This window comes from Kitasatospora atroaurantiaca, from assembly GCF_007828955.1.
Lineage (GTDB): Bacteria > Actinomycetota > Actinomycetes > Streptomycetales > Streptomycetaceae > Kitasatospora > Kitasatospora atroaurantiaca.
In genome coordinates, this window is the sequence record NZ_VIVR01000001.1 from 7,248,376 (window position 1) to 7,268,882 (window position 20,507).

Annotated in this window: 18 protein-coding genes; 7 read left to right on the forward strand and 11 right to left on the reverse strand. The window is 71.1% G+C overall.

The window, feature by feature from the left end; translation table 11 throughout:
• Nucleotides 1–220: 220 nt before the first annotated feature.
• A complete protein-coding gene (locus tag FB465_RS32475) occupies nucleotides 221–1,009 on the reverse strand; it encodes an alpha/beta fold hydrolase (protein WP_145796343.1) in 789 nt (262 codons plus the stop codon).
• Nucleotides 1,010–1,247: 238 nt separating this feature from the next.
• Entirely contained in the window at nucleotides 1,248–2,051 is an 804-nt protein-coding gene (locus FB465_RS32480) for an exodeoxyribonuclease III (RefSeq protein WP_145796345.1), read from the reverse strand.
• 200 nt (nucleotides 2,052–2,251) lie between these two features.
• Between FB465_RS32480 and FB465_RS32485 the strand changes: the two genes are divergently transcribed.
• Complete coding sequence (locus FB465_RS32485; protein ID WP_145796347.1) at nucleotides 2,252–3,037, forward strand: GntR family transcriptional regulator; 786 nt, start codon at nucleotides 2,252–2,254, stop codon at nucleotides 3,035–3,037.
• A gap of 81 nt (nucleotides 3,038–3,118) precedes the next feature.
• Here the strand turns inward: FB465_RS32485 and FB465_RS32490 are convergent, their stop codons facing one another.
• Nucleotides 3,119–4,279 carry an ROK family protein gene (locus FB465_RS32490; protein WP_246193004.1) on the reverse strand — a complete coding sequence of 387 codons (1,161 nt, stop codon included), beginning with the start codon at nucleotides 4,277–4,279 and terminating at the stop codon, nucleotides 3,119–3,121.
• Nucleotides 4,280–4,699: 420 nt separating this feature from the next.
• Here FB465_RS32490 and FB465_RS32495 point away from each other — a divergent pair, with 420 nt between their 5' ends.
• Both FB465_RS32495 and FB465_RS32500 read left to right on the forward strand, forming a co-directional pair.
• The gene (locus FB465_RS32495) at nucleotides 4,700–5,107 is read left to right on the forward strand and encodes a hypothetical protein (protein ID WP_145796351.1); all 408 of its coding nucleotides are present in this window, start codon (nucleotides 4,700–4,702) and stop codon (nucleotides 5,105–5,107) included.
• 142 nt (nucleotides 5,108–5,249) lie between these two features.
• Nucleotides 5,250–6,170: a MurR/RpiR family transcriptional regulator gene (locus FB465_RS32500; RefSeq protein WP_211785902.1), complete on the forward strand. Its 921-nt coding sequence runs from the start codon at nucleotides 5,250–5,252 to the stop codon at nucleotides 6,168–6,170.
• A 116-nt stretch (nucleotides 6,171–6,286) separates the two neighbouring features.
• Here FB465_RS32500 and FB465_RS32505 read toward each other — a convergent pair whose 3' ends face one another.
• From FB465_RS32505 to FB465_RS32520, 4 genes are all read right to left on the reverse strand, one after another.
• Nucleotides 6,287–7,195: a hypothetical protein gene (locus FB465_RS32505; protein WP_145796354.1), complete on the reverse strand. Its 909-nt coding sequence runs from the start codon at nucleotides 7,193–7,195 to the stop codon at nucleotides 6,287–6,289.
• Nucleotides 7,196–7,209: 14 nt separating this feature from the next.
• A complete protein-coding gene (locus FB465_RS37245; RefSeq protein WP_246193006.1) occupies nucleotides 7,210–8,052 on the reverse strand; it encodes a papain-like cysteine protease family protein in 843 nt (280 codons plus the stop codon).
• 70 nt (nucleotides 8,053–8,122) lie between these two features.
• Entirely contained in the window at nucleotides 8,123–8,770 is a 648-nt protein-coding gene (locus FB465_RS32515) for a hypothetical protein (RefSeq protein ID WP_145796356.1), read from the reverse strand.
• 89 nt (nucleotides 8,771–8,859) lie between these two features.
• Nucleotides 8,860–10,887, reverse strand: coding sequence for an RICIN domain-containing protein (locus FB465_RS32520; RefSeq protein WP_246193008.1), 2,028 nt, complete (start codon nucleotides 10,885–10,887; stop codon nucleotides 8,860–8,862).
• A 582-nt stretch (nucleotides 10,888–11,469) separates the two neighbouring features.
• On the opposite strand from FB465_RS32520, the gene FB465_RS32525 reads away from it, so the two are divergent.
• Both FB465_RS32525 and FB465_RS32530 read left to right on the forward strand, forming a co-directional pair.
• Nucleotides 11,470–12,174: a class I SAM-dependent methyltransferase gene (locus tag FB465_RS32525; RefSeq protein ID WP_211785903.1), complete on the forward strand. Its 705-nt coding sequence runs from the start codon at nucleotides 11,470–11,472 to the stop codon at nucleotides 12,172–12,174.
• Between the two features lie 103 nt (nucleotides 12,175–12,277).
• Nucleotides 12,278–12,700: a GNAT family N-acetyltransferase gene (locus FB465_RS32530; protein ID WP_145796358.1), complete on the forward strand. Its 423-nt coding sequence runs from the start codon at nucleotides 12,278–12,280 to the stop codon at nucleotides 12,698–12,700.
• Here FB465_RS32530 and bioD read toward each other — a convergent pair.
• From bioD to bioB, 3 genes are read right to left on the reverse strand one after another with little or no spacing between them, the layout of a single operon-like run.
• Nucleotides 12,684–13,442 (reverse strand): dethiobiotin synthase, encoded by a 759-nt coding sequence (gene bioD / locus FB465_RS32535; RefSeq protein ID WP_145796360.1) that lies wholly within the window; start codon nucleotides 13,440–13,442, stop codon nucleotides 12,684–12,686. The genes FB465_RS32530 and bioD overlap by 17 nt on opposite strands.
• Entirely contained in the window at nucleotides 13,439–14,740 is a 1,302-nt protein-coding gene (locus tag FB465_RS32540) for an adenosylmethionine--8-amino-7-oxononanoate transaminase (RefSeq protein ID WP_145796362.1), read from the reverse strand. The genes bioD and FB465_RS32540 overlap by 4 nt, the downstream gene beginning before the upstream one ends.
• An 11-nt stretch (nucleotides 14,741–14,751) precedes the next feature.
• The gene (gene bioB, locus FB465_RS32545) at nucleotides 14,752–15,924 is read right to left on the reverse strand and encodes a biotin synthase BioB (RefSeq protein ID WP_145796364.1); all 1,173 of its coding nucleotides are present in this window, start codon (nucleotides 15,922–15,924) and stop codon (nucleotides 14,752–14,754) included.
• Between the two features lie 155 nt (nucleotides 15,925–16,079).
• Here bioB and FB465_RS32550 point away from each other — a divergent pair, with 155 nt between their 5' ends.
• Nucleotides 16,080–16,865, forward strand: a complete 786-nt coding sequence (locus FB465_RS32550) for a hypothetical protein (RefSeq protein ID WP_145796366.1) — start codon at nucleotides 16,080–16,082, stop codon at nucleotides 16,863–16,865.
• Between the two features lie 17 nt (nucleotides 16,866–16,882).
• Here the strand turns inward: FB465_RS32550 and FB465_RS32555 are convergent, their stop codons facing one another.
• Entirely contained in the window at nucleotides 16,883–19,375 is a 2,493-nt protein-coding gene (locus tag FB465_RS32555) for a DEAD/DEAH box helicase (protein WP_425461270.1), read from the reverse strand.
• A gap of 277 nt (nucleotides 19,376–19,652) precedes the next feature.
• Between FB465_RS32555 and FB465_RS32560 the strand changes: the two genes are divergently transcribed.
• On the forward strand, nucleotides 19,653–20,495 hold the full coding sequence (locus FB465_RS32560; protein ID WP_145796370.1) for a nitrilase-related carbon-nitrogen hydrolase: 843 nt from the start codon (nucleotides 19,653–19,655) through the stop codon (nucleotides 20,493–20,495).
• Nucleotides 20,496–20,507 lie beyond the last annotated feature (12 nt).

Below are 20,507 nucleotides of genomic sequence, written 5' to 3' on the forward strand. Positions count from 1 at the left end.
CGCAAACCGGCGCGTGGTGCCGATCGACGCCGCCGCTGACACCCCACCGAGGACGACGACGCGGCTCAGTTTCTCCGCGTTGCAGACGTAGTGGAGGCCGGTGATGTGGGCGCCCTCGGAAGTACTGACGCGCCGCACGCAGGCCGCTGGCCAGACACTGCACCGTACCGAGCACGAGCCAGGTCACGAGGCCGGTGACGGAGTGGGTGGCGCCGCCGGCTTACTCCAGGTGTAGCTCCAACGCAGCGAGGAATGCGTCCGGGTTCTCGAGGTGACAGGCGTGGTCGCCAGGCAGCTCGAGGATGCGGGTATCGGGCAGTCGTTCGTCGAGGACGGCGACGACCCGTTTGAGCCAGTCGGTGGTCGCGGAGCCGTGGACCAGGAGGACGGGGCACCGGATGCCGGCGAGTTCGGCGACGTCGCGGTCGGGCCGGTCGGCCTGCTCCGAGCTCCAGGACAGGGCCATCCGGTGCGGGACCCAGCGCGGCCAGGCGGGGTGGTTGCGGGCCTGGTCCTTCGATTGCGCGAGTCCGGCGAGTTCGAGGAACTCGGCCAGGTCGTCCTCGCACACGTCCTGTCCGGCCAGCGCATGCAGGAACTGGTTCAAGCGGGTGACCTCGGGGTCGGACTCGCCGAGGCCGTCGAGGATCCAGTACGCCGCGGGCTCCACGAGCGTCAGCGTCCTCACCCGCTCCGGATGGGCCAGGGCGAACTCGATGAGGGCGCGCCCGCCGCCGGACCACCCCGTGAAGTCGGCGGTCTCGATCCCGAGGGCGTCCATGGTCATGAGCAGCGATTCACGCTCGATCGCCGCGGTGTATCCGGCGTCGCCGCGCTCGCCGGCGGAGCCGAGCTCGTTGTGGATTGGTTGCACCCTGATGGTCCTGCGTCTCGCTGACAGGGCGTCCGCGAGCGGTGTCCACGACACCCATCCGGTGAGCCCGCCGGGCACCAGGACCACCGGCGGTCCCTCGCCCTTCACCTCGTGGAGCAGGACCCTCGGTTTCATCGTCCACCTCTGACGGGTTGACAGCAGATCCCGTCAACGTAACCGCGATCCGGACTTCGCGCAGAGGATGTCGGCTGCGAAAAGTTCGAAGCACCAGACACTTATGTCCAGGTGAGCTCAGAAGAGTGCGTCCTGGTCGGTGGGGTCAGGCTGGCGCGGGTTGCATGGGCGGTGGACCGACGGCAGGGCGTCGAGGAGCGAGGGCACTCAGCATGCCAGGACGGACAGCGGGCCAGGGTCAGAACCTGTGGTCGAAGACCGCGGTGACCGGCGCATGGTCGGACCAGCGCTCCTCGTGGGTGGCGGCACGCTCGACGTAGGCCTTGACGGCCCGCTCGGCCAGGCCGGGGGAGGCGATCTGGTAGTCGATCCGCCAGCCCGAGTCGTTGTCGAAAGCGCGGCCGCGGTAGGACCACCAGGAGTAGGGGCCGACCTGGTCGGGGTGGAGTTGGCGGACGACGTCGACGTAGCCGGCCTCGTCGAGGACCCGGGTGAGCCAGGCGCGCTCCTCGGGGAGGAAGCCGGCGTTCTTCTGGTTGGCCTTCCAGTTCTTGAGGTCGGCCTCGCGGTGGGCGATGTTCCAGTCGCCGCAGACCACGACCTCGCGGCCGTCCTCGGCGGCGCGCTGGCGCAGCTCGGTGAGGTGGACGAGGAACTCCGCCATGAAGCGTTCCTTCTCGTCCTGGCGCTCCGTACCGACCTCACCCGAGGGGAGATAGAGGCTGGCCACCGTCATTCCCGGCAGGTCGATTTCCACATATCTGCCCGAATTGTCGAATTCGGCGGATCCGAATCCGATCGCCGTCCGCTCCGGTGCTTTCCGCGAGAGCAAGGCGACGCCCGCGCGCCCCTTCGTCGCCGCGGGCGCCCACACCGCGTGCCAGCCGGGCAGCTCCCGCAGCTCGACGGGCAGCTGACCGGGCTCGCACCGTACCTCCTGCAGGCAGATCACGTCCGCCCGGGTGGCGGAGAGCCACTCGAGGAAGCCCTTCTTGGCGGCCGCCCTCACACCGTTCACATTGACACTCGTCACCACAGTCACCGGGGAAGGGTAACCGGCGCGGCCCGGCGGGTGTGCCCGACCGCACTGCGTCATTGGTCTTGACCATCTCCTCGGGCACCCCCTAGGGTCGCTTACTGCAAAGACCTTTAATAAAGAAGGACGGATAAAGCCCGCCCCTCCCACCTGCCGCAACACCGGGGCACGGGGCAGGCCCGCACTCCTTCAGGGTGGAGGACACGGTGGGGCAAGGACAGCTCACGGCAGCACCGGAGCCGAAGTACTGGCACCTGCGTACCGTCCTGGTGCGCACCATCGACTCGGAGTTCTCCACCGGCCAGGTACTTCCGAACGAGCGTGAGCTCGCCGCCCGCTTCGGTGTGGCGCGGGCCACTCTCCGGCAGGCGCTCGACCAGCTGGAGCTTGAGGGCCGACTGGTCCGCCGCCGTGGCATCGGCACGCTGATCGCCGCGCCGCGCGTCGGCGTCCCGGTCAGCCGTCGCGAGGAGGGCTGGCCCGGCACCACCCGTACCCAGGCCTGGCGCGCGGTCGACTGCGTCAGCGCCCCGGCCTCCGCCCAGCTCGCGCTGGCCCTCGGCATCCCGCCGGGCGAGACGGTGCACACCGTCCGCCGGCTGCGGCTGGTGCAGGGTCAGATCATGGCCGCCGAGTCGCTGCACGTCCCGGACTCGGCGGTGCCGCTCCTGCCCGCCGTCCCGCATGTGGTGGGTGGGGCGGCGGAGAGCGACCGGGCCCGCTCGGTGCTGCGCCAGCTGGACCGCCTCGGTGTCGACGGTGAGTCCCGCTCGGTCGAGCTCGGCGTCGCCGAGGCCAAGGAGGCCACCCTGCTGGAGCGCCCGCCGGGCACCCCGGTCCTGGTGGTCACCACCCAGTACGCCGCCGCCGGCCGGCTGGTCGCGCTCGCCGTCTCCACCTACCGCGCCGACACCTGCAAGCTGACCTTCGGGGAGACCGGCCTGGTCGAGGTCACCCCGGTCGAGGCCGGGGCCGTCCGCACCGCCTCCTGACCACACGGCTCCAAGGCCTCGGGCCCGTACGCGACAGAGATCTCGCGTACGGGCCCGAGGCATGTTCGGGGCGAGCCGGCGTCAGCGTGCCGAGGCCCCGGGCGGGTCGACCGCGAAGAGCTGTTCCTCGACGTGGTCCAGTGCCACCCGAAGCGCGCCCATCGCGACCACCTCCGAGCCGAGCGACGCCAGCGCGACCTCCGGCGCCCGCAAGCAGTAGAGCTCCAACTGCTCCCGCAGCGGCTCCAGTACGCCGTCGAGACCGGCCGCCCAGCCGCCGACCACCACCAACTCCGGGTCCAGCGCGAGGACCAGCGCCGCCACATCGTGCACCAGCCGCCGCAGGAAGCGGTCCATGGCCACCTGCGCGACCTCGTCCCCCTCCCGGGCCAGCCGCAGCACCCGCGCCACCGCCGCCTCGTCCAGCGGGTCGAGCGGCTTGCCGGTGGTGGAGAGCAGCCGCTCCGGCGTGGCCTCCTGGCCGAGCAGGTGCAGCGCGCCGATCTCGCCGGCCGCGCCGCCGAAGCCGCGGTGCAGCCGGCCGTTGATCAGCGAGCCTGCGCCGGGGCTCAGGCCGGCCATCACGAAGACCACATCGCCCTTGCCGACCGCCGCCCCCTGCCAGTGCTCGGCGATGGCGGCCAGGTTGGCGTCGTTCTCGATCACCACCGGGCAGCGGAAGGAGCGCCGCAGCCGGGCTCCCAGGTCCAGGCCGGTCCAGCCGGGGATCGCGGTGCCGAGCCGGACGGTGCCCTCACGGTCGACGATCCCGGGGGTGCCGACGGCGACCGCCCAGAGGCTGTCCCGGGAGACCCCGGCCTTGCGCAGCACCTCGGCGACGGTCGTCCGGACGCAGCTCAGCCGCTCGTCGGCGTCGAGCGTCTCGCCCACCGGCTTGGCGTGGGTGCCCAGCACCTCACCCGTCAGATCGGCGAGGATCACCCGGATGTCGTGCACCCCGACCTCGACGCCCAGGATGTGCCCGGCCTCGGCGCGGAACCTGAACCAGCGTGCGGGCCGCCCGCGCTGACGGCCGTTGTCCTGCGTGTGCTCGACCTCGGCGACCAGACCGGACTCCATCAGACCCTCGATCACCCCTTCGACCGTCGGCCGGGACAGCCCGGTGTCGCCGACCAGCTGAGTGAGAGTGACCGACTGGCCGTCACGCAGTGCGCGCAACGTGACCGCAGCGTTGATCCGACGCAGCAGGGAGGAGTCTCCTCCGGTGAGCCGATCCGCCAAGACGCTGCCCTTCCGCGTGCGCGCCACAGCTCTGGCGCGCGGTGCCGAGTGCGCGGGGACCACCGAAACACCCCGCGAGACTTCGCCGACCGGGCAGCGTGCCCTGCTCATCAACCGCGCGGGGTCACGGCGCCGGAGGGCGTGAGCCGGATCGTACCCGCGAGCCACCTCGGCCGCGAGCGTTTCCGCAGCTCATAACGGCTTCGGTATCGAAACGGTACGTAGCCCCGTGCCGCTCGGGTGGACAGGCGCCACGCCATCGCGGTCTTCACCGGACGGTCCTTCAGATCCGCCATCGGGCAGTGCATGAATTCATTCATACCCTTGCCATCATGTGAGAATATGTGCATATTGGCTGGGCATGCGCGGCTGCGCCGGGTCAACAGCAGCCCGCGCCGATCCGACGAGAAGGTGGCGACGATGCTCCTGTCAGCCCAGACAACAGCCTGTACATCGACCTACCGCAGCCCCGACTGGCCCGGACAGATCACGCCGTTCGGCACCCCGGGTTGGGAGCACAGCGCCGCACGCTGGCTGCGTGGACTGCTGCCGGCCCGCTACTCCTCCTACGCGACGATGACGGGCCAGTACACCGTCCTCGCCCGGCACGTCCAGCTTCAGCTCCAGCACGAGCAGCGTGCCCTTCGGGTAGGGCTGCACACGGCTCGCGTCGACCTGCGGACGATGGGTGTCTCCGACCAGGTCATAGAGCAGACGATCCGGTTGTACGCCACTGAGCTCTCGGTGCTCCACGACACCGCCCGCAGCGTTCGACTGGTCACCCGGGCCCTCCTGAACGGCGCCGGCCTGCCCCGGACCACCTGGTAGCGGCACCCGTGCGGGCCGTGCCGGCAGACAGACCCCGATCCTGCGGGGGTGCGCTCGGTGTCGCCCGCTGTCCCGGCCGAACCCCGGCACGAATACGCTCGTACTCAGCGGCCCGCGAGGGAATCCGAGGGAAGGGTGGATCGTGGAGAACAGGCGCCGAACAGGTACCTCGCCGGCAGGGGCGCGCGGGCGGCAGCCTGCCGCGGAAGCGGCTCCGACCGCCCGCCTTCTCGCGATCTTCGACGGGCACCGCCTGTCGCCCGCCCAACGGCGTATCGCCCAGTACCTGCTGGACCACATCACCGACGCGGCGTTCCTCTCGATCACGGACCTCGCGGAACGCGTCGGGGTGAGCCAGCCGTCGGTGACGCGATTCGCCTCGGCCCTGGGGTTCAGCGGCTTCCCCGCGCTGCGGGACGCCCTGCACCCCATCGCCCTGAGCGCGATCGCCGCGTCCCCGGACAGCCCGGAGGAGATCCGCCGCAACGAGCTGCAGGCTGCCGTCGACGCCGAGATCGCCAACCTGGAGAGCCTGCGCCGGCTCCTCAGCGACCCGTCCCCCGTGATCGAGGTCGGCCACAACCTCGCCCACTCGGTGCCCATGGCGGTACTGGGCGTGCGTATCTCCGTGTCGCTGGCCGAGTACTTCGCGTACGCCGCCAAGCGCATCCACCCCGATGTACGGGTGATCACCAGCGGCGGCAGCGTCGCCAACGACGCTCTTCTCCAGGTCAAAGAGGCAGGCGGGACCTGGGCCCTGGCCTTCGCCATGCCGCGCTACTCGAACGAGACCCTGGCCGCGGTCCAGGCAGCCAAGGAGACGGGTCTGCAGGTCGCACTCATCACGGACCAGCCGCTCGGCCCGCTGGCCCACACGGCCGACATCGTCCTCAGCGCCGGCACCGGCTCCCGCCTGGTCTTCGACTCCTACGCCGCACCCGTGGTTCTCACCGCGACGCTTCTGCAGGCGATGGCCGACGCCCTTCCCGAGCGCACGCAGGCACGACTGGAGGCATACGAGCAGGTCGCCGACCGGCACACCTTCTTCCTGCCGGAGAGCTGACTGGGAAGGCGCCGCACCGGCCCGGACGCGGCCCGGCTTGAGCGCGAGCAACGGGCCGGCGCCTGTCCACCCCCCTGTGGGTGGACAGGCGCCGGCCGGTACCGCCACCGGTTCGGTCAGCGCGTGGCTGCCGACCGCCGGCGAGCTCGGTACGCCGCTGCCCCGGCGACCGCCGCAAGGGCCGCGGCCCCGGTGCCGACGGCGGGCTGCCAGGACCGGCCGGCTTCCTGCACCGGCTTGTCCTCGGCGAGTCCGAACCCGCCGGCCAGTCCCTTGCGGTCGTAGGCGGAGCCGGGCAGCTTGTCGCCGTACCGGGAGGCGACCAGCTTCTGGTACGCGGCAAGGGTGACGCTGCGCTTGCCTCCGAGGCTGGTGGTCGCCTCCTGGTTGAGCGGTTCCACGGTGCCCTGCTCGGTGATCCGGTACCAGGCGTGGATCTGCGGCTCGGTGAAGGTGCGGGCCTGTGGGGTGCCGCGCTCGGCGAGGCTCACCTCGGCATCGCCGTCCCGGATGCCGGCCAGCTGCCAGCCCTGCTGGGCGACGTTCTGAGCCGTGCCGTTCTGGCCGTTCGAAGCCTGGGGTGCGGCCTGCGGTGCGAGCAGCACCGCGGCCTGGTGGCCGTCGGCGGCGCTCACCCGAGAGGCCAGGTACGAGAGTCGCACCGCGTTCTGCGCGGTCGGCTGGACCTTGCCGGAGACGAACTCGGGGCTGAGTTCGAACATCGGCACCGGGTCCTTGAGATCGAACCTGGGCGGCGCGGCGGGCGCGTTCCCCGGGGCGCCCACGGTGCCGCCGTCGGCCGCGGCCGCGGCCGGGGTCCCGGCGTGGGGGGCTGCGACAAGGAAGCGGGAGACGGTGTCCCGCAGCTGTCCGGTCCGGAGGACCTGCTGCGCCGACTTGTAGTCGGGGATGTCGTCACCGCCGGCGGCCTGCGCCGGGGCGGTGCCGCAGAGCACGGCGAGCGCTGCGGCGGCTATGGCGGCGGCCCGGGCGGCCGCACGGTGGGGGCGTCGGATGGTCTGCATGGTCGGTCGTCTCCTCAGCCGTGGATGCCTATGCGGGAGTGGGTCCACTGGAACGAGTTGTTGCTCGAGTACGTGGAGTAGTTCCACCAGGTGTAGGTCTGGGTGCTGGGCCAGGGGTCACCGACCGCGATCATGTTGCTGCTGCTGTCGTAGCCGTAGATGACGTTCATGTGGCCGCCGCCGGACCTCCAGCCGATCCGGACGGCGAACGGACGGCCGCCCGCGATCTCGCCACTGGTCTCACTGAAGCTGGCGGTGCGGTACAGGCTGCGACCGCTGTTGGCGAGTCCGATCCGGGCGAGGCCGTTGGCCATGTCCTCCAGGGTGGCGGGCTGGTCGTTGCAGTCGACCCAGGTGCCCTGCGCGGCGAGCCGGCAGAAGTCGGCCTGGGAGTAGCCGGTCCGGCCCCAGTAGTTGGCGATGGTCAGGCCGGAGGCGTCCCAGCACCACTGGTCCTTGACCTGCTTCTGCATGCTGATGTTGAGCGTCGTCTGCCCGGTGGGCCGGGTGGAGCCGCAGACCGGAAGGCCGTTGGTGTTCTCCTGGATGAAGGCGTCGGCGACGTAGTACGAGCCGGACCAGATCCACCGGGAGTCGTTCTCGACGGTGTCGCCGGTGGTCCTGCAGGCCGTCGGGACCTTGTCGCCGACCCGGGAGGAGCCGTTGATCTGGGCCGAGACCGACGGCTGGGCGCGGTGGTTGACGGTGCTGTAGCGGCCCTGGCCGCCGATGACGGTACCGGTGACCAGGCCGGCCTGGGCGAAGGTCGCGATGCCGAACACCAGGGCACCGGACAGCGCGGCGACGATCGCGGCTATCAGGGTCTTCCTGCGGCGGGACGCGCGGAGTCTGTGCATCGTGCTCCTTGATCCGGAATCCGGGACGGGGCCGGCCTGCGCGGGCCGGCGGCCCCGGCTTGACGAAGGGTCAGGGTCGGGCGGAACGGCGCAGGAACCACACGCCTGCGGCGATGGCGGCCACGGACACGGCCGCCACACCGAGGGCGGCGAACGTGCGCGTCCACCCGGAGGGATGGTCCGAGGCCGCCTTCGGCGAACCGTTCGGGGACTGGTCCGTCGGCTGCCCGGACGGCCCGCTCGTCGGCGAGCCGCCGGGGACGGTCGGACCGACGGGCGGGGTTGCCACGGGCGGAGTTGCGGCGGTGGAGGTCGCGACGGACGGGGTGGTGGCCGGCCGCGGGTCGACGACCGGTACGTCCACCACGCCCTCGCCCCGGCCGAGTCCGGGGAAGGCGGTCTCCGCCGTGATGGTCCAATGGCCGGGCGGCAGTACCTCGTTGGTCGTGAGGGCGCCGGGGTGGCCGGGGACGGGGACCAGGCGCCACGGCCCGACGGCGGTGCCGTCGACCGCGGTGGCACTCAGCGTGCCGGCGATCCGTTCGTCGACGGGGTCGTTGTCGTTCTCCCAGGCGGCGGTGAACTGCGGGTGCCCGGCTGCGACGCCGGTGACGGTGAGTCGGATGGTGTCGCCGTGGGCGTATGCCGTGGCGGCCGGGCCCAGTGCGAAGAGGCCGGCCAGGGCGGTGCACGCGACGACGGAGCTGCGGTGAGGCATCAACGAAGGCTCCTGTGGGTGGGGGAGGTTCGCGGTGGGACCCACGCCCCGTTCGGGCGAGGCGCGGGCCCCCAGTCGCTGATGGATCGTCAGGAAGCCTTCTGGACGGTCCAGGTGTGCTGCCCGGCACTGCCCGGGTCCTGGAGCTCCAGCAGCCACGCCCCGTAGTAGGGCCGGTTGCCGACACCCAGTACCAGCGGACTGTCCTTGGCCGTCACGCTCAGCGCGCTGCCGGACGAGGCGAGGCGCCACTGCTGGGAGGCCTTGCCGTCGCAGGGCTGCTGGGCCACCCACTGTCCGACGGCCGGGGCGCCGCCGAGCTGGAGGCACTTGCCCGACACGGCGGACCGGATCCGCAGATAGCCGCTGCCGGCGTCGTCGAAGTACCACCGCTGGTCGGCGTAGCCGGTGGCCTGAGAGCCGACCAGGACGGTGTTGTCGGCCGTCTTGCCGCCCCAGATCGTCGCGGCCAGGCCGGTCGCGCCGTTGGTCATCGTGTAGGCGGTGGCCGGGGTGGTGGTGCCGCCTGTGCGCGGGGTGTGGAAGGACACCGTGCGGCCGGGGCTGGAGTCACGACCGGAGCGGTCCCGGACCGAGACCGCGACGGTGTAGTCGGTGTCCGGCCGCAGGTTGTAGATCCGCACCGAGTTGGGTTGCACCCAGGCGAGGTGGCCGCCGTTCAGGAACACCTGGTACCAGGCCGCCGAGTTGACGGCCTGCCAGCTGATGACGGCCGAGTCCGGCGCGAGCTGGCCCACCGTCGCGTCCGGCCCGGTCGACGGCCCCGTGCTGCCGGTCGGGCTGGGGCTCGGGGTGGGTGACGGGCTCGGATTCGGTGTGGGGTTCGGGTCGGGCTTGGTGCCGTTGCCGGTCATCAGGAACTGGTTGTTCGCGACGTTCCAGTGCGTGCTCAGGTAACTACCGGGCCGCGGGCTGGTGTTGTAGTAGTCGTCGTGGTTGCAGTCGAGCCGCTCGTCGTGCCCGCGGTCCGGGCAGACGGTCCGCATCGCCGGGTAGTAGGGAGCGTCCGAGTAGCACATGACGTCCCACTCGTCGGTGCAGTGCGCGGCCCGGCTGCTGTTGGGCGCGCTGTTGTTGACCGCGCCGAGGTTGTGGCCGAGTTCGTGCGCGGCGGTGGATCCGCTCCAGCAGCCGGAGTCCGTACGGCCGTAGGACGGGCCGAAGTTGCTGAGGTTGTCCTGACCGGGGCGCTCGTCACCGTTGAAGGTGCCGATGCCGCAGTAGACGTTGGCGTCCGCGAAGACCATGTACTTGCGGTCGCGGCGATTGAAACCCTTCGACGCCAGCGCGGAGTTCATGGCGCTGAACTCCGACAGTGCCGCGTCGGACAGCTCCACGTTGAGCACCGTCGGGGTGCAGTCGGAAGCGGTCACGAACCGGATGTGCCGGACCCCGCCGGTCTCCTGGGCGCTGGCGAAGTAGATCGTGTCGGCGTCGGCGGCCCACTTGCGGAACGAGCCGGCGTACTGGGAGTACCGGTCCCGGCCCGGCCCGTGCACGTACACCACCTGCACGCGGTTGCCGGTGCTGCCGTCGCCGTCGCACGGCACGTTCTGGCCGTCCTGGGCGGCAGCCGCCTTGCGCGGAGCGGCAGTTGAGCTCGGGGCAGCCGGCGGAGCGGCGGCCGCCGCGGACTGGCCGGACTGTGCGTCGACGGCGGGCGTCGCCGTGTCGTCGGCCGGCCCGGATGCGGACGCCCCCGGCGTGGAGGGCTGCGGCGTGCCGGACCGGTTCGGGTCCGTGGCCGGCAGCTCCGTCTTCACGACCGGCGGGGTGTCCTTGCCGATGTCGACGCCCTTGGGCGGGGCGTCCGGGCCGTGGGTGCAGTGACCGTCGGCCGTTCTGAGGACGCCGACGCAGCGGTCGCCCTTCGGCGCCGCTCGCAGGCCGGTGTACACCATGCCGTGCGGCGGGTCGTTCTTGGGTATCGACGCCACCGGCTGGGGCGACTCGTCGTGTTCGGGCTCGGACGCCGCCGCGGCATCGGCGCCGGAGACGCCGGCCGAGGCCACCGTCCGCTCGTCGCTGAAGGCACCGCCCATCGCGGCCGTGCCGACGAAGACCCCCGCGGCGGCCACGACCGCAGCGACAAGCACCACACGGGTGTTGCGCCGCCTCTTGACCACTCTTCTACGTCCGGACAAACCACACCTCATTCCTATGGAGGGGTTGAGTGCCGGGAATCCTGCCAGAAGGGCGGGCTGTCTTGAACGCCGTTGCTCTACGCGCGAAGATGTAGCTAGTTCAACCATCGAACGGTTGCTCGCATCGTATCGTCAACTGGCTTGTAATCATGCTGAGTTGACACTTCATCCCGCCAGTGGTCTAGTCCTCGGCGGCGATTCGAGGATGGTGACTTTATGCAAACGTTATACTTCGTGATCTGCTGTTAGATGCGCCGTCAAATAGTGAAATTGCACAGAGTGGGCGCAATGTGACTCTCCATCATTTTCGGAAGGGGCGATTGGGAAACGAATCCCCGCCGGATGGCGGGGGCCGAATGGGGGGATCCGCTGAGTGCGGTGCGGCCTGTCCGGCGATCAGAAGCGGGTTGCCAGGGCGTGCAGGAGGTGGACGGACGGTTGGGGTTCTGGTGCCGTACCGGCGCGGAACCCCACCCGTCCGTCGTCCCTGGTGGATGGGCGGAGCCCTATGCTGCGGGGCTCTATGCTGCGGGCATGCCGAACGAGCTTCGTACCCTGCATCCGGGCACAACCACTTTGTCGGACACGGCCTTCGTGCAGGAGGAGACCCGGCTGACTCTCGTTCCCTTCGTTCCCGAGGTCAGCCTGCACATGGCCGACGACGCCATTGCCCTCTGGGAGGCGACGGAGTCGGCGCGCGACGAGATCGGGCTGCCGCCCCCGTTCTGGGCGTTCGCATGGGCCGGTGGGGTGGCTGTCGCCCGGTATGTGCTGGACCACCCCGGATTGGTGGAGGGGCGGACGGTGCTCGACCTGGCGGCCGGATCAGGACTGGTCGGAATCGCAGCCGTCCTGGCCGGTGCGAGGTCGGTACGGGCCGCTGAGATCGACGCCTACGCCGTGGCAGCCATCGGCATCAACGCGGAGGCGAACGGAGTCCGGGTCGATGCGGCGGTCGAGGACCTTCTCGACGGCGACGGCGGTCCTGCCGAGGTCGTGCTGGCCGGGGATGTGTTCTACGAGCGGGCGATGGCCGCCCGGTTCCTGCCGTTTCTCGAGCGGGCGCAGGCCAGGGGAGCCCGAGTGATCGTCGGCGACCCGGGGAGGGCGTACCTCCCGCGCGAGCGGTTCACGGCTCTGGCCGCCTACGAGGTGCCGGTCGTGGCCGATCTCGAAGACACGGCGCTCAAGACCACTACCGTCTGGCAGCTCACTCCGGCGTTCTCGCAGGTCGGCTGAGACAACCGGGCGCCCTGTGCCACCTGACGGGCCGTCGGTCACCGGCCGTTCCAGGGGTCGAAATTCGCCGCACCCGCTGCGAAGCTGCTGGTAGACAGGCCTCATGAGCGAGATGAAGATCCGTAACGCGTCCCTCGACGAGATCCCCGCGCTGCTCGCCTTCTGGGCCAGGGCGGCGGAGGGCACCAGCATCACCGACGACCAGGACGGCGTGGCGCGGCTGATCACCCGCGACCCCGAGGCGCTGCTGGTGGCCGAGCGTGCGGGCGCCGTCGTGGGCACCGTCATTGCCGGGCACGACGGCTGGCGCTGCCATCTCTACCGCCTCGCGGTCGACCCCGACCAGCGGCGTCAGGGCATCGGCGCGGCCCTGCTGGCCGCGGCCGAGGCGAGGTTCGCCGCCCTCGGCGGACGGCGGGCCGATGCGATGGTCCTCGACCACAACGAACTCGGTCAGCACGCCTGGCAGGCGGCCGGCTATGCGGCCGAGCCGCAGTGGAGCCGCTGGGTCAAGCCCCTGAAGTGAGCGCTCCCTCGGCGGGACGGGACGCCTGCTGCGCGGCGGTGAAGTCGGCCGCGTCCCACCCGCCGCCCAGCGCGGGAGCCAGTCCCGCGCGGGCCAGGGAGAGGAACGGCGCTCCGCCCTCGGCGGCCGCGCCCTGCGGCAGGACGCCCAGCAGCGGGGCGCCCGCGACCGAGGGGAGGTCGGCGAGGTTGCAGCGGGAGGCCAGGTCGGGTTCGGCCGGCCAGGAGCCGACCACCACGCCGCGCAGCTCCAGTCCGCGCGCGCGGAGCGCCTCGGCGGACAGCGCGGTGGTGTTGAGGGTGCCGAGCCCGGCCGAGGCCACGAGCAGCACCTGGACCGGCAGGCCCAGGTCGGCCGTGGCAAGAGCCATGTCGGCGAGAGTGTGCCCCTCGTCGTCGTAGCGGACGAGCAGCCCGCCCGCGCCCTCGACGAGGACCAGGTCGTGGCGCTGCGCCAGCTCGGCCACGGCCTCGGCCACCTGCTTCGGCCCGACGGGCGGCAGCCCCGACCGCCGGGCGGCGGTGTCGGGGGCCAGCGGCTCGGGGTAGCGCGCCAGCTCGACGGCGGTCACCGGGCCCGCCAGCCGGGTGACCTCGGCGGCGTCGCCGGGCTCGCCGGGCGTCACCCCGGTCTGGCCGGGCTTCAGTACGGCGACCCGAGGGCCCGCCAGCGCGGCGACGGCCGCCGTCACCACGGTCTTGCCGACCTCGGTGCCGGTGCCGGTGACGAAGAGGACGGTCATCCGGCCGCCGCCGCCGCCGTCACGGCCGCCCCGATCAGGGCCAGGTCCTCGTCGCCCGTCACGTACGGCGGCATCGTGTACACCATGTCCCGGAACGGCCGCAGCCAGACGCCCTCGCGGGCGGCGGCCTCGGTCGCGGCCCGTAGGTCCACCGGGTGGTCCAGCTGGACGACCCCGATCGCGCCGAGCACCCGGACGTCCGCGACGCCCGGGGCGCCGACCGCGCCCGACAGGCCCGCCCGCAGGCCGGACTCGATGCGCTTGACCTCGACCTGCCAGTCCTGGCCGAGGAGCAGCTCGATCGAGGCGTTGGCGACGGCAGCGGCGAGCGGGTTGCCCATGAAGGTCGGGCCGTGCGCCAGCACCGGCACCTCGCCCCGGCTGATGCCGTCCGCCACCTCGCTCGTGCACAGCGTGGCGGCCATGGTCAGATATCCGCCGGTCAGCGCCTTGCCCAGGCACATCACGTCGGGCGAGACCCCGGCGTGGTCGGCCGCGAAGAGCTCGCCCGTGCGCCCGAAGCCGGTGGCGATCTCGTCGAAGACCAGCAGGACGCCGTGCTGGTCGCACAGCTCGCGCAGCAGCCGCAGGTAACCGGGGGAGTGGAAGCGCATCCCGCCCGCGCCCTGCACCACCGGCTCGACGATGACGGCCGCCAGCTCGTCCGCGTGCTGCTCGATCAGGTCGGCGAGCGAGGCCGCGTACGCCGGGTCCACGTCCGCGTCGAAGCCCGCAGGCGGCTCGCCCGCGAAGACCTGGCGCGGCAGCACCCCGCCCCACAGGTGGTGCATCCCGCCCTCGGGGTCGCAGACCGACATGGGGTGGAAGGTGTCGCCGTGGTAGCCGCCGCGCCAGGTGAGCAGCCGCCGCTTCTGCGGCCGGCCCACCGACTGCCAGTACTGGAGGCACATCTTCATCGCGACCTCGACGGACACCGAGCCCGAGTCGGCCAGGAAGACGTGCCGCAGCGGCTCCGGGGTGATCTCGACCAGCTTGGCGGCCAGCCGGACGGCGGGCTCGTGGGTGAGCCCGCCGAACATCACATGGCTCATCCGCCCCAGCTGGTCGCGGACCGCCTCGTCCAGGACGGGGTGTCCGTATCCGTGGATGGCCGCCCACCAGGAGGACATCCCGTCGATCAGCTCGCGGTGGCCGGAGGCCTCCGAGGCGAGCCGCAGGCGGACGCCTGAGGCGGACTCCACCACGTACGGCGTGGCGGTGCCGGGCATCGGCCCGTACGGGTGCCAGACGTGCGCCCGGTCGAGGTCGAGCAGGGACTGCGGAGAGAGCTGCGGCACGGCGGGAGTCCTCAGGCGTTCGGCGCCAGCTCGGTGCCCGCGCCGCGGCGACGGACCTTCACCAGGTCACTGCGGACCTCGTCGGCGGCCACAGGCTCGGCCTCCGGTGCCGCAGCGCCGCCGCACGGACCGCAGCCGCCCCCGCCCGTCCCGCACGAGTCGGCGGCGGCGGAGACCTCGGAGCGGTGCTGAGGCAGCGTCACCTGACCCGCGCCCTCCACCTCGAAGCCGGCGTCCGCGATCATCTCGAGGTCGGCCTGGCCGGCCTGGCCCTCGCTGGTGAGGTAGTCGCCGAGGAAGATCGAGTTGGCGATGTGCAGGCCCAGCGGCTGCATGGAGCGCAGGTGCACCTCGCGCCCGCCGGCGATCCGGACCTCGACGTCGGGGCAGACGAAGCGGACCATCGCCAGGATGCGCAGGCAGCGCTGCGGGGTGAGGTTCCACTCCTTGGCCAGCGGCGTGCCCTCGAAGGGGATCAGGAAGTTGACCGGCACCGAGTCCGAGTCCAGCTCGCGCAGCGCGAAGACCACGTCCACCAGGTCCTCGTCGCTCTCGCCCATGCCGGCGATCAGGCCCGAGCAGGCGGAGAGGCCGGCGCCGTGCGCCTTGTTGACGGTGTCGACCCGGTCCGCGTAGGTGTGGGTCGAGGTGATGTCGCCGTACGTGCTCTCGGAGGTGTTGAGGTTGTGGTTGTACGCGTCCGCGCCGGCCGCCTTCAGCCGCTCGGCCTGGTTGTCGGAGAGCAGACCCAGGCAGGCGCAGACCTCGACCTGCTCGTTGGCGCCCTTGATCGCGGCGATGGTGTCGGCGACCCGGTCGATGTCACGGTCCGTCGGGCCACGCCCGCTGGCCACCAGGCAGACCCGCTTCGCGCCACCGGCGAGCCCGGCGGCGGCGGCCTCGGCGGCCTGCTCCGGCTTCAGCCAGGTGTACTTCAGGATCTCGGCCTTGGACCCCAGCCGCTGCGAACAGTACGAGCAGTCCTCCGGGCAGAGCCCGCTCTTGAGGTTCACCAGGTAGTTGAGCTTGACCCGGCGGCCGAACCATTGCCGGCGCACCCGGCCGGCGGCCGCGACCACGTCAAGCAACTCGTCATCGGTGGTGGCGAGTACGGCGAGCGCCTCCTCGCGGGTGGGGAGTTCCCGGCGCAAGCCCTTGGCGGTGAGGGTGTCGAGCAGATCCATGCGGTTGATCCTGCCTGGGCGACCTTGAGTAGCGCCAGAGGGAACCCGCCAGAACATCCACTCCGCGATGTGCGAGTTGTCACAGTCCCGCCGCCGGTCGTGAGTGCACGGCCCTGCCGCCGACCGGAAAGGAAGATCTGCTTACAATCTGCGCCATGACCACGCAGGGGGAGCAGGAACCGCGCCCGGCAGGCCAGGACGGCGATGCGCTCGCCCACACCAACCGCGCCCGAGGGGGCCGGCGGCGGGTGCTGGCGTGGTGCGCCCTGGCCGCGGTGGCCGCCGGCGGCAGCTGGGTCGTGGCCCGTCCCGACCCCGCCGACCTGATACCCGGCCTGGGCCGTACCAGTGCGGATGCTGCCAAGACGGTACCGGCGGTCGGCGCGTCACCGTCCCAGCCGCTGACGGAGGTTCAGGCCTTCACCGCCGAACGCTACTTCCCGGCCCAGCGCGGCATCGAGCAGGACGCCTTCAAGGCCAGGCGCACCGCGGCCCGGCAGGGCGGCGACTGTGCCGAGACGCTCCAGGACCGCGCTCAGGACGTGCTGCACCAGGCCGGCTGCCAGGGCTACGTCTCAGTGGGGTTCACCAGCCTCGACCAGAAGGTGGTCAGCAGCGTCACCGTCCTGCGCTTCGCGGACGAGGCGGCCGCCGGCAAGGCCTGGCAGACGCTGCAGGGCAAGCCGGAGGCGCTGGCCTTCGTCCTCTCGGACGCCGCGCCCACACCCGCCCCGAGCACGTCCACGAGCACGGGCACGACCCCGCCGAACGCCGCCAAGCCGCTGACGGCGACCCAGGTCAAGGCGGTCGGCCACTATGTGACCGTCACCACCTCCCGGTACGTGGACCTGCGCACCGCCAACGCCACCCCGGACACCCTGCTGAACGACGCGACCCGGGCCGTGTCCTTCACGGCCGGGGCGCCCTTCCTCTGGATGTGATCCGCCGGCGGTGACCCTCAGCCGCCGAGCCGGTCGACCGCGGTGACCCGCAGCACTGCCCGGCCCTCCTCGTCCGAACCGTGCAGGTCGACCTCGGCGCTGATGCCCCAGTCGTGGTCCCCGGCCGGGTCGTCGAAGATCTGGCGTACCCGCCAGGAGTCCTCATCCTGCTCGATCATGAGCATCTTGGGGCCGCGCGCGTCCGGGCCGGTGCCGAGGTCGTCGTGCTCCTCCCAGTACTCGTCCATCGCGTCCGCCCAGCGGTCGGCGTCCCAGCCGTACTCGCTGTCCAGCTCGCCCAGCTCGTCGTAGTGCTCCAGCGCGCACAGCTCCACGCGGCGGAACATCTCGTTGCGCACCAGCACCCGGAAGGCCCGCTCGTTCGCGGTGACCGGTGCCGGGCGGTCGTCCAGGGTGACCTCGGGGGTCTGCGGGTCGGTCGGGTTGGCCAGCTGCTCCCACTCGTCCAGCAGGCTGGAGTCGACCTGGCGGACCAGCTCTCCGAGCCAGGCGATGACGTCCTTGAGGTCGTCGGTCTTGATGTCCTCGGGGACGGTCTGCTCGAGCGCCTTGTACGCGCCGGCCAGGTAGCGCAGCACGATGCCCTCGGTGCGGGCCAGCTCGTAGTGGCCGACGTAGTCGGTGAAGGTCATCGCCCGCTCGTACAGGTCGCGGACCACGGACTTCGGCTGCAGCGGGTGGTCGCCGATCCAGGGGTGCGCCCGCCGGTAGACGTCGTACGCGTGGTTGAGCAGCTCCTCCAGCGGCTTCGGGTACGTGATCTCCTGGAGTCGCTCCATGCGCTCCTCGTACTCGATGCCGTCGCGCTTCATCTCGCCGATGGCCTCGCCGCGCGCCTTGTTCTGCTGGGAGGCGAGGATCTGGCGCGGGTCGTCGAGCGTCGCCTCGACCACCGAGACCACGTCCATGGCGTAGCTCGGCGAGGCCGGGTCGAGCAGCTCGAAGGCGGCCAGCGCGAACATGGAGAGCGGCTGGTTGAGGGCGAAGTTCTCCTGCAGGTCGACGGTGAGGCGGACGATCCGGCCCTCGGCGTCCGGCTCCGGCAGCCGCTCGACCACGCCGCCGGCCACCAGTGAGCGGTAGATGGCGATCGCGGAGCGGATGTGGCGGCGCTGGGCCGAGCGCTCCTCGTGGTTGTCGGTCAGCAGCTTGCGCATGGCCTCGAAGGCGTTGCCGGGGCGGCCGATCACCGAGAGCAGCATCGCGTGGCTGACATTGAAGCGGGAGACCAGCGGCTCGGGGTCGGCGGCGATGAGCTTCTCGAAGCCCTCCTCCGTCCAGCCGACGAAACCTTCCGGCGCCTTCTTCCGGACCACCTTGCGCTTCTTCTTGGGGTCGTCGCCCGCCTTGGCGACGGCCTTCTCGTTCTCGATGACGTGTTCGGGCGCCTGGGCGACCACCTGGCCGACGGTGTCGAAGCCGGCCCGGCCCGCGCGGCCGGCGATCTGGTGGAACTCGCGGGCCCGCAGGGTGCGCACCCGGATGCCGTCGTACTTGGACAGCGCGGTGAAGAGCACCGTGCGGATCGGCACGTTGACGCCGACGCCCAGGGTGTCCGTGCCGCAGATGACCTTGAGCAGACCCGCCTGCGCCAGCCGCTCGACCAGGCGGCGGTACTTGGGCAGCATGCCCGCGTGGTGCACGCCGATGCCGTGCCGGACGTAGCGGGAGAGGTTGCGGCCGAACTTGGTGGTGAAGCGGAAGTTGCCGATCAGGTCGGCGATGGCGTCCTTCTCCGCCTTCGAGCACATGTTGATGCTCATCAGCGACTGCGCCCGCTCCACCGCCTCCTTCTGGGTGAAGTGCACCACGTAGACCGGCGCCTGACCGGTCTTCAGCAGCTCCTCCAGGGTGTCGTGCATGGTGGTGCGCCGGTACTCGTAGTACAGCGGCACCGGGCGGGTGGCCGAGCGGACCACGCTGGTGGGCCGGTCGGTGCGCCGGGTCAGGTCCTCCTCGAAGCGGCGGACGTCGCCGAGGGTGGCCGACATCAGCAGGAACTGCACGTGCGGCAGCTCCAGGAGCGGGATCTGCCAGGCCCAGCCGCGGTCCGGCTCGGCGTAGAAGTGGAACTCGTCCATGACGACCTGGCCGATGTCGGCCTGGGCGCCGTCGCGCAGGGCGATGTTGGCGAGCACCTCGGCGGTGCAGCAGATGATCGGCGCGGTCGGGTTGACGCTGGCGTCGCCGGTCATCATGCCGACCTGCTCGGTGCCGAAGATCTTGCACAGGTCGAAGAACTTCTCCGAGACCAGGGCCTTGATCGGCGCGGTGTAGAAGGTGCGCTTGCCCTCGGCCAGCGCGGCGAAGTGCGCACCGGCCGCGACCAGGCTCTTCCCGGAGCCGGTCGGCGTGGCGAGGATGACGTTGTTGCCCGAGACCAGCTCGATCAGCGCCTCCTCCTGGGCGGGGTACAGCGTGATGCCGCGCTCCTGCGCCCACTCGGCGAAGGTCTCGTACAGCGCATCGGGGGTGGCGGGCTTCGGCATCAGGTCCAGGAGGGTCACCCGGCTATCTTGCCTGCTCCGGATCACCTCGGGCAAAGGCCCCACCTGCCCGGCTGCTGCGCCCGAAACACTCCGGCCCCAACAGAAACTCCGAAGTAACGCTTCGAACCCCTAATTGTGATGTTTATCGGAAATCAATTTCTGATGTTGTCGTGGCGGAACGGAAAGAACCTGAGAGCGTTACAGCGTGGCACTACAACTGGCGGCCAGGAACTCCTAATCTCAGCGGTCTACAGAGCCTTCCGCGAGGAGATGACCGATGAGCCGAGTGGTGCGAGCTGCCCTCTTCCAGACCACCTGGACAGGGGACACGGAGTCGATGATCGCGGCCCATGAGAAGGCCGCCCGGGACGCTGCGGCGCAGGGCGCGCAGATCATCGGCTTCCAGGAGGTCTTCAACGCCCCGTACTTCTGCCAGGTGCAGGAGCCGGAGCACTACCGCTGGGCCGAGCCCGTCCCGGACGGCCCGACCGTGGTCCGGATGCAGGCGCTGGCCCGGGAGCTCGGGCTGGTGATCGTCGTCCCGGTGTACGAGGTCGAGCAGTCCGGCTTCTACTACAACACCGCCGCCGTGATCGACGCCGACGGTTCGTACCTCGGCAAATACCGCAAGCACCACATCCCGCAGGTGAAGGGCTTCTGGGAGAAGTACTACTTCAAGCCCGGCAACCTCGGCTGGCCGGTCTTCGACACCGCCGTCGGCAAGGTCGGCGTCTACATCTGCTACGACCGGCACTTCCCCGAGGGCTGGCGGGCGCTCGGCCTCGGCGGCGCCGAGATCGTCTACAACCCCTCGGCCACCAGCCGGGGCCTGTCGGCGTACCTCTGGCAGCTGGAGCAGCCGTCCGCCGCGGTCGCCAACGAGTACTTCATCGCCGCGATCAACCGGGTCGGCACCGAGGAGTACGGCGACAACGACTTCTACGGCACCTCCTACTTCGTCGACCCGCGCGGCCAGTTCGTCGGTGACGTGGCCTCGGACAAGGACGAGGAGCTGGTGGTCCGCGACCTGGACATGGACCTGATCGACACCGTCCGCCAGCAGTGGGCCTTCTACCGGGACCGCCGCCCGGACGCGTACGGTCCGCTCACCGAAGCCTGATGCCCGACCGGA